The following is a 7,329-nucleotide window of genomic DNA, read 5'->3' on the forward strand; positions in this document are numbered from 1 at the left end:
CGCCCACACTTATCGGTCTGTTAGTTGTTAAATGTAACCATCGCAAACTTACCACTGTAAATTCGTCTGACTGTCTCGGCGACTTCGTGTTACCTCATCGTCGTTGCCGTCAGCAGCAAAGAATGTAATTATGAACTACTTCACTACATCCTGTCAAGCACTTTTTAAAAATAGTTTTTAATTTATTTTTAAACCGTTGTTAAATCCACTCACTATCGTCAACTTAACTCGCTTAACCTCCCCCGCCTCTTCAGCCAACCTTCAAGCAACTTATCGACTTGATTAATCGCTGCCTCAGCAGGAAAGATTGACATTATGCCCCCCTTTCCACCCTTTGGCAATACCCAGCCACCTAAAAAACTCAAAAACCTCCTTTTTTAACTACTTTGTCGTAAAAATGTAACATGCCCACCCTCCTCAAAATAACCAAAACGACAACACCCAACACCTACTCCACCATACTTTCCTTAGTCACAATTTCTTCCCCCCATATATGCCAATGTGTTGCTTTTGCAACAATCCCCCTCTTCCCCCCCTCCTTTCACAGGTACCTATTCCTAATACCACTACCCTTCGATTCAACCTGTTGCTTTTTGGCTATTTTTTCACTCGGACTTATCTGCTTTTAATTTTTTTATTTTCACCCTAGTTTTCTCATTTACCGCATTTATTTGCAGCAACCATAATTAGCAAAACTGTTGGAAATATACATACTTAAATAGATATACTCTGTTTTCTGCCTATCCTTTATATGGCTTTTACCTATATCGTCTATTTTCTTATCCCTCTTATCCTCTTTTTTTTTAACTGCTTATCCTCGACCTCTACCTGTATTACCTCACCATAACCAAAATAAACAAAACTCCAAAATACCCTATGTTCAATTCTTTTCCTTTAGCACATGCAATATTTTGATATATCTTATTGTCATTATCTCTTGATACACTTGAGTTTATCTCTATATAGTATTGCATTCAGTATTAACTCTTTATCTTTAAGGTAAATCACCATGTCTTACTTAAGCACAGCAGAATCATTTAGCAAAGGAATTGCCACCCAGCTACAACCTCGCATGCTATTTGCTGTCATTATGCCTTTAGTAGTTGCTGTTATTAGTATTATCTTTTTATTAATTTTCGCTTGGAATCCATTGGACAATTGGTTCTTTAGCAGTGCAAGTAACTGGTCTTGGTTCCAAAAGGCACAGAGCTCACTAGGAGGTTGGGGATTTTCAACCATGAGCGATTGGTTAGCTGGCCTACTCTCCTTTATCTCCTTAACAGCTATTGGTATTATTATTGGTTTAGCCGCTGCTGCCATTATGGTGACACCACTCGCCGTTAAGTATATTAGTGCACACTACTTCCCTCATTTAGAGAAAAAGGGGGAGCATGCCAACTCCGTAAGTATTTATAATGCGGTTAAAGTATCAGCCATCTTTATTTTTGGTTGGTTAATTACACTACCGCTATGGTTTATCCCCTTTATGTCAATTATTCTTTCGGTCTTCTGGGGAGCCTATGCCTTTTCACACATGTCTCAAGTAGATGCCATCGTGGAGCATGCCACTGCAGAAGAGCGTCGCTATATCTTAACCAACCATAAAAAGGGATTTTGGTTTATCGGTCTAGTATGTGCCTTACTTACGCTAATTCCATTCATGGGATTAGTCATGCCTGTATTCTCAATTATTGTTTGCACGCATTATGGATTAAAAGCACTGGAAACCTACCGCCAGTCCAAGACGATTAACCAAACCACTCAAACAAACGTAGCATAGCAATAATAACTAATTATTGACTTATTAACTCTCAGGTCGCCATTGCTTTATTAATTGGCGACTTTTTTAATATAAATATAAATGTTGAACTAGCATAAAAATAAGTCATCCAGAATGTCATGCTATACCCGTAGTAATTCATTAAAAAATACTTCTAAACCCAATTTTCTCCAAGTCACTTACTCTTTTTCACGATAAAACTACAAGTACTATAAACAATTAAAGCCTCAATCCATAAGCATACTAAAACCTTCTAGCGATAAAACATGCTCTCAGGCAAATTAAGTAAATAGTCTTTAAACAATACCGCAATAGTAGATAGACTTTTATTTTTTCGACTATATAAATAAAAACGGCGATGTATGATTGGCTCTACCAAAGGCATCATCACTAAATCATGTTGTCTCACCCAGTCACCAGCATACGGCAAACATAAACTTACACCTAGACCATTATGAACCATACCTAACGCTGTTGATAAAAAATTCACCTCATAATCAGGCGCCATAATTCGCTCGGATAAATCCGCAGGTAATTCCTCCGATAAATGCCTATTAAAAGAGCCTGTTAAACTAATTAAAGGCTCCTTAAATAAAGTCCTCCAACTAACTTTCTGTTGCCGTGCCGTAGGGTGATTTTTAGGGACAACTGCATAAAATGGCAAAGAAAACCATGGCGTTGCCTCCACATCATCTGGTAACACCCTATCTGGACCAATACCAAAGTCTACCTCAGCACTTTGTACTTGCTGAATAACTTGCTCAATAGAACAATCCTGCAAATGAATTTTCGTCTCCGGATAAGTTTTTTTAAAGTCTGCCAAAAAATAAGGCATAAAAGAAGCGGCCAACTGCTGAGAAACAGACACACTAATGTCCCCTAACCGCCCATCCTTTAACTTATCCGCTTCATCCTCAAAACTAGCAATATCGTTTAAAACTTGAACAGCCAACGGCAACAAGCGTACTCCCGCTCCAGACAAACTTAATTGTCGTGTTGTCCGATCAAATAATCGGAAGCCTACTTGTGACTCCAATTCTTTCATTAAACCACTCAATGCTGATTGAGTAAGATGCAAACGTGTTGCTGCTTGAGTAAAGCTACCAGACTCAGCTACTGTTACAAATGCCTTTAATTGCCGCAAACTTATATTCATCATATTTTCTAATAAATAAATGATAAAAAACTGATTGTCTTAATAATCAAAGCTATTTTATTATAAAGGTATATTAACTTAAGCCAATTTGGCAAAAATTTAAGTTATCCCTTTACTCATAATGATCAGGAGACACTAAATGGCCGATTTATTCGAAAATCCCATGGGTTTACAAGGTTTTGAATTCGTGGAGTTTGCCTCTCCAACACCTAATGTACTTGAACCACTTTTTGAAAAACTAGGTTTTACTCTTGTTGCAAAGCATCGTTCTAAAGATGTATTACTGTATAGACAAGGTGATATCAACTTTATTATCAATAGAGAGCCCAAAAGTCATGCCGCCTATTTTGCCGCTGAGCATGGCCCCTCAGCTTGTGGGATGGCATTTAGAGTGAAAAACTCTCACCATGCCTACCAAAAAGCGTTAGAGCTTGGGGCTCAGCCAATTGATATCCCAACAGGCCCAATGGAGCTACGTTTACCTGCTATTAAAGGCATTGGTGGTGCACCTCTTTATTTAATTGATCGCTTTAACGAAGGCGAATCCATTTATGATATTGATTTTGAATTCCTACCAAATGTTGAACGCAAACCCATTGGCCATGGTCTAAAAATCATTGATCACCTTACACATAACGTTTATCATGGTCGCATGGATTTTTGGGCTGGTTTCTATGAAAAATTATTTAATTTTAAAGAAATCCGTTATTTTGATATTAAGGGCGAATATACTGGCTTAACTAGCCGTGCGATGACAGCTCCTGACGGTTTAATCCGTATTCCACTCAATGAAGAATCAAAACAAGGTGGCGGTCAAATTGAAGAATTCTTAATGCAGTTTAATGGCGAAGGTATTCAACACATCGCCTTACTAAGCGACAACCTGCTGGAGACAATAGATAAGCTCCGTGCCGCTGGTATTCCGCTGATGACTCGTCCTAATGATATTTACTATGACATGCTAAAAGATCGCCTACCTGGTCATGGAGAGCCTGTTGAAGAATTAAAGGCTCGAGGTCTATTATTAGATGGCACAACTGAAGGTGGTCATCCTCGTTTATTACTACAAATCTTCTCTGAAACATTATTAGGTCCGGTGTTCTTTGAATTCATCCAAAGAAAAGGTGACTACCGTGAAGGTTTTGGGGAAGGCAACTTCAAAGCTCTTTTTGAATCAATGGAACGCGATCAAATTCGTCGTGGTGCCTTAGCAACTGAAGAATAATCGGAGTAAAAAATGGGAATTACTAACGGCGTTCATCATGTCGCCTATCGCTGTAAAAATGCCAAGGAAACCGTATTGTGGTATCAAAAATATTTAGGTTTAGACTTTGTACTAGCTATCGCTGAGGATAAAGTTCCCTCTACGGGCGAGCCAGATCCTTACATGCATATTTTCATTGATATTGGTGGTGGAAATATTCTTGCCTTTTTTGAGCTCCCCACAAAACCAGAGATGGGACGTGATCCCAATACACCGATTTGGACACAACACCTTGCATTAAAAGCTAATAGCATGGAAGAAATGTTGACTGCCAAAGCCAAAATGGAAGCAGACGGGATTGAAGTACTTGGTCCTGTTAACCACACTCTTTTTCAATCAATATATTTCTTTGACCCAAGTGGTCACCGTATTGAGCTTGCGTGCGATACCTCTACACCGAGAATGAATAAAGCACTCGATAAAGTTAAATGGGATATGTTGGACGAATGGGATCGCACTAAAAAAGCACCTCAACATGCTCGATGGTTACATGACGGCTCTGAGCCTCCAGCAGAATAAAGGATAAGATAAATGAAATTAGCTACATTAAATAATGGTTCGCGTGACGGTCAGCTAGTCGTTGTCAGCAAAGATTTAACTCGTTACACCACTACAGATATACCTACATTACAATTTGCATTGGATAACTGGGATACAGCCACTCCTGCACTGCAAGCAGCTTACCAGCAATTAAATGAGGATAAGTCAGTTGGTGAAAGCTTTGACCCAGAAAAATGTTACTCACCTCTCCCTCGTGCTTACCAATGGGCGGACGGCTCTGCCTATCTAAACCACGTAGAGCTGGTGCGTAAAGCAAGAAATGCTGAGGTTCCAGAATCTTTCTATAGCGATCCTCTTATGTATCAAGGTGGATCTGATAGTTTTATCGGACCTCGAGCAGAGATTCATGCACAGCCTGAATGGGGGATTGATTTTGAGGCTGAAGTGGTCGTGGTAAGTGGTGATTTAAAACAAGGCGCAACACCAGCAGAAACAGCAAAATCTATTCGTTTAATTATGCTAGTTAATGATGTGTCCTTACGGAATTTAATCCCCGCAGAATTAGCTAAAGGCTTTGGGTTTTTCCAAAGCAAACCAGCTAGCGCTTTCAGCCCTGTGGCGGTTACACCTGATGAGCTTGGCGATGCATGGAAAGACAATAAACTTCATTTACCTTTACGTGTGACACTCAACGACAAGTTATTTGGCTTTCCAAATGCAGGGCAAGATATGACGTTTGACTTTGCGCAACTACTCTCACATATCACCAAAACACGTGATGTAGCAGCAGGTACTTTAGTGGGATCAGGAACTGTATCTAATAAGCAAGATAATCTGTATGGTTCATCTGTTGAGCATGGTGGTGTAGGTTACTGCTGTCTAGCGGAAGTGCGTATGTACGAAACTATTGAAACCGGAAAGCCTCAAACACCGTTTATGAATCATGGTGATACTGTGAGTATTGAAATGCTAGATGAACAAGGCAACAATATCTTTGGCACGATTACGAACAAAGTTAACACCCAATACTAATAATTACTAACCACATTACCAAAATCTAAAATAGATGGGGATATACTCCCCATCTGTGGAGTATATATGCAACTTTATTCGTATTTCAGAAGCTCTGCGGCTTATCGAGTTAGGATTGCTTTAAATTTAAAGCAACTACCTACAGATATTATTCCTGTGCATTTAGTAAAAAATGGAGGGGAGCATCACTCTAGCGATTATCAAAAGATTAACCCACAACAACTTGTTCCTGCTCTTGTAGTTGATAATGAAATACTCACCCAATCTCTTGCTATTATCGAATATTTAGACGAAGTATATCCTACCCCCCCCACTATTACCAAGCTCGCCAATTGAAAGAGCAAAGGTACGTGCTATTGCACAATTAATTGCTTGTGATACCCATCCAATTAATAACTTAAGAGTGCTTCAGTATTTACAAAATACCCTAGAAGTATCTCCAGAAGAAAAAAACACTTGGTATAAACATTGGATTTATACTAATTTCGATGCGTTAGAAATGATGTTAAAACAAACGGCTGGAGAATATTGCTTTGGCGATACCCCTACACTAGCGGATTGCTGTGTAATCCCTCAAGTCTTTAATGCACAACGATTTGAATGTGATTTAAGTAACTATCCAACAATCACTCGAGTTACCCAACGCTGCAACTCTCTAGAAGCATTTGTTAAAGCAGCACCAGAGCACCAACCTGACGCCACATAATTTTTGTATTATTCTTTAGGAGACTCCTTATGAAAAAATTTGCTTTCACGTTAGCGGCATTAAGTATTGCCCTAGCAGGTTGTAACGATAACTCAACCTCAGACGCAGCAAAAAAACCAACGGCTAACACTGCCGAAAAACCAGCTGAAACAATCGTACTGAAAGTAGCTCACTTTTGGCCACCAACCGCTCTAGCACAGAAAAAAGTCCTAGAGCCTTGGTGCGAAAAAATCGCTAGCGAATCTAACAAACAATTAAGTTGTCAATTCTACCCCGCGATGCAACTAGGTGGTACACCTCCACAACTCATTGATCAAGTTATTGACGGTGTTGCTGATATTGTATTTACTCTTCCCGGTTATACCGCTGGACGTTTCCCTTCAATGGAAGTAATGGAATTACCTTTCCTCGCTAAAGGTGCAGAAAATGGTAGCCGAGTTGCTTGGGAAATTTATGAGCAATATGGTAAAAAAGACTTCGAAAACGTAAAACCTCTTGCCTTTAATATCCACGATAGAGGACAAATTCATAACAACAAACACCCTATTACCACTGTTGCAGACTTACAAGGGTTAAAAATGCGTGCACCAACTCGCTTAACCAATAAGTTCTTAGCCGCTATGGGCGCATCTCCTGTTAATATTCCTATGCCTGGCTTAGCTGATGCACTTTCTAAAGGCGTTATTGATGGCTACATCTTGCCTTGGGAAGTTGTTCCTACAATGAAACTACATGAGATGACGAAATATCACTCTGAAATCAATCCTCCTCAGCCCGGTTTATATTCAACATTATTCACCATTGCTATGAATAAACAAAAGTATGAAAGCTTACCGGACAATTTAAAAGCAGTGATTGATAAAAATTCAGGTGCTGATTTCTCTGCCTGA

At 39.4% G+C, this 7,329-nt stretch carries 6 protein-coding genes and 1 pseudogene; 6 read left to right on the plus strand and 1 reads right to left on the minus strand.

All coding sequences use genetic code 11. From position 1 onward, the window contains the following. Positions 1 to 1,009: 1,009 nt before the first annotated feature. Positions 1,010 to 1,780 (plus strand): EI24 domain-containing protein, encoded by a 771-nt coding sequence (locus tag V757_RS26925; protein ID WP_023953385.1) that lies wholly within the window; start codon positions 1,010 to 1,012, stop codon positions 1,778 to 1,780. A gap of 253 nt (positions 1,781 to 2,033) precedes the next feature. On the opposite strand, the gene V757_RS26930 is transcribed toward V757_RS26925, so the two are convergent. Then, a complete protein-coding gene (locus V757_RS26930; RefSeq protein ID WP_218184522.1) occupies positions 2,034 to 2,939 on the minus strand; it encodes a LysR family transcriptional regulator in 906 nt (301 codons plus the stop codon). 136 nt (positions 2,940 to 3,075) lie between these two features. On the opposite strand from V757_RS26930, the gene hppD reads away from it, so the two are divergent. From hppD to V757_RS26955, 5 genes and pseudogenes are all read left to right on the plus strand, one after another. Next, positions 3,076 to 4,161, plus strand: coding sequence for a 4-hydroxyphenylpyruvate dioxygenase (gene hppD / locus V757_RS26935; protein ID WP_023953389.1), 1,086 nt, complete (start codon positions 3,076 to 3,078; stop codon positions 4,159 to 4,161). Positions 4,162 to 4,173: 12 nt separating this feature from the next. Beyond that, positions 4,174 to 4,719 (plus strand): VOC family protein, encoded by a 546-nt coding sequence (locus V757_RS26940; RefSeq protein WP_023953391.1) that lies wholly within the window; start codon positions 4,174 to 4,176, stop codon positions 4,717 to 4,719. A gap of 12 nt (positions 4,720 to 4,731) precedes the next feature. Beyond that, entirely contained in the window at positions 4,732 to 5,733 is a 1,002-nt protein-coding gene (locus V757_RS26945; protein WP_023953393.1) for a fumarylacetoacetate hydrolase family protein, read from the plus strand. A 66-nt stretch (positions 5,734 to 5,799) separates the two neighbouring features. Beyond that, positions 5,800 to 6,439: pseudogene (gene maiA / locus V757_RS26950) on the plus strand (maleylacetoacetate isomerase). A gap of 29 nt (positions 6,440 to 6,468) precedes the next feature. Continuing rightward, positions 6,469 to 7,329: a TRAP transporter substrate-binding protein gene (locus V757_RS26955; protein WP_023953395.1), complete on the plus strand. Its 861-nt coding sequence runs from the start codon at positions 6,469 to 6,471 to the stop codon at positions 7,327 to 7,329.

Source organism: Pelistega indica (assembly GCF_000506865.1).
Classification (GTDB): domain Bacteria; phylum Pseudomonadota; class Gammaproteobacteria; order Burkholderiales; family Burkholderiaceae_B; genus Taylorella; species Taylorella indica.

What these genes read in the sequence shown, in the direction of transcription:
- V757_RS26925 (WP_023953385.1), top strand. Translation starts at nt 1,010, where the DNA reads ATGTCTTACTTAAGCACAGCAGAATCATTTAGCAAAGGAATTGCCACC.
- V757_RS26930 (WP_218184522.1), bottom strand. Translation starts at nt 2,939, where the DNA reads ATGATGAATATAAGTTTGCGGCAATTAAAGGCATTTGTAACAGTAGCT.
- hppD (WP_023953389.1), top strand. Translation starts at nt 3,076, where the DNA reads ATGGCCGATTTATTCGAAAATCCCATGGGTTTACAAGGTTTTGAATTC.
- V757_RS26940 (WP_023953391.1), top strand. Translation starts at nt 4,174, where the DNA reads ATGGGAATTACTAACGGCGTTCATCATGTCGCCTATCGCTGTAAAAAT.
- V757_RS26945 (WP_023953393.1), top strand. Translation starts at nt 4,732, where the DNA reads ATGAAATTAGCTACATTAAATAATGGTTCGCGTGACGGTCAGCTAGTC.
- V757_RS26955 (WP_023953395.1), top strand. Translation starts at nt 6,469, where the DNA reads ATGAAAAAATTTGCTTTCACGTTAGCGGCATTAAGTATTGCCCTAGCA.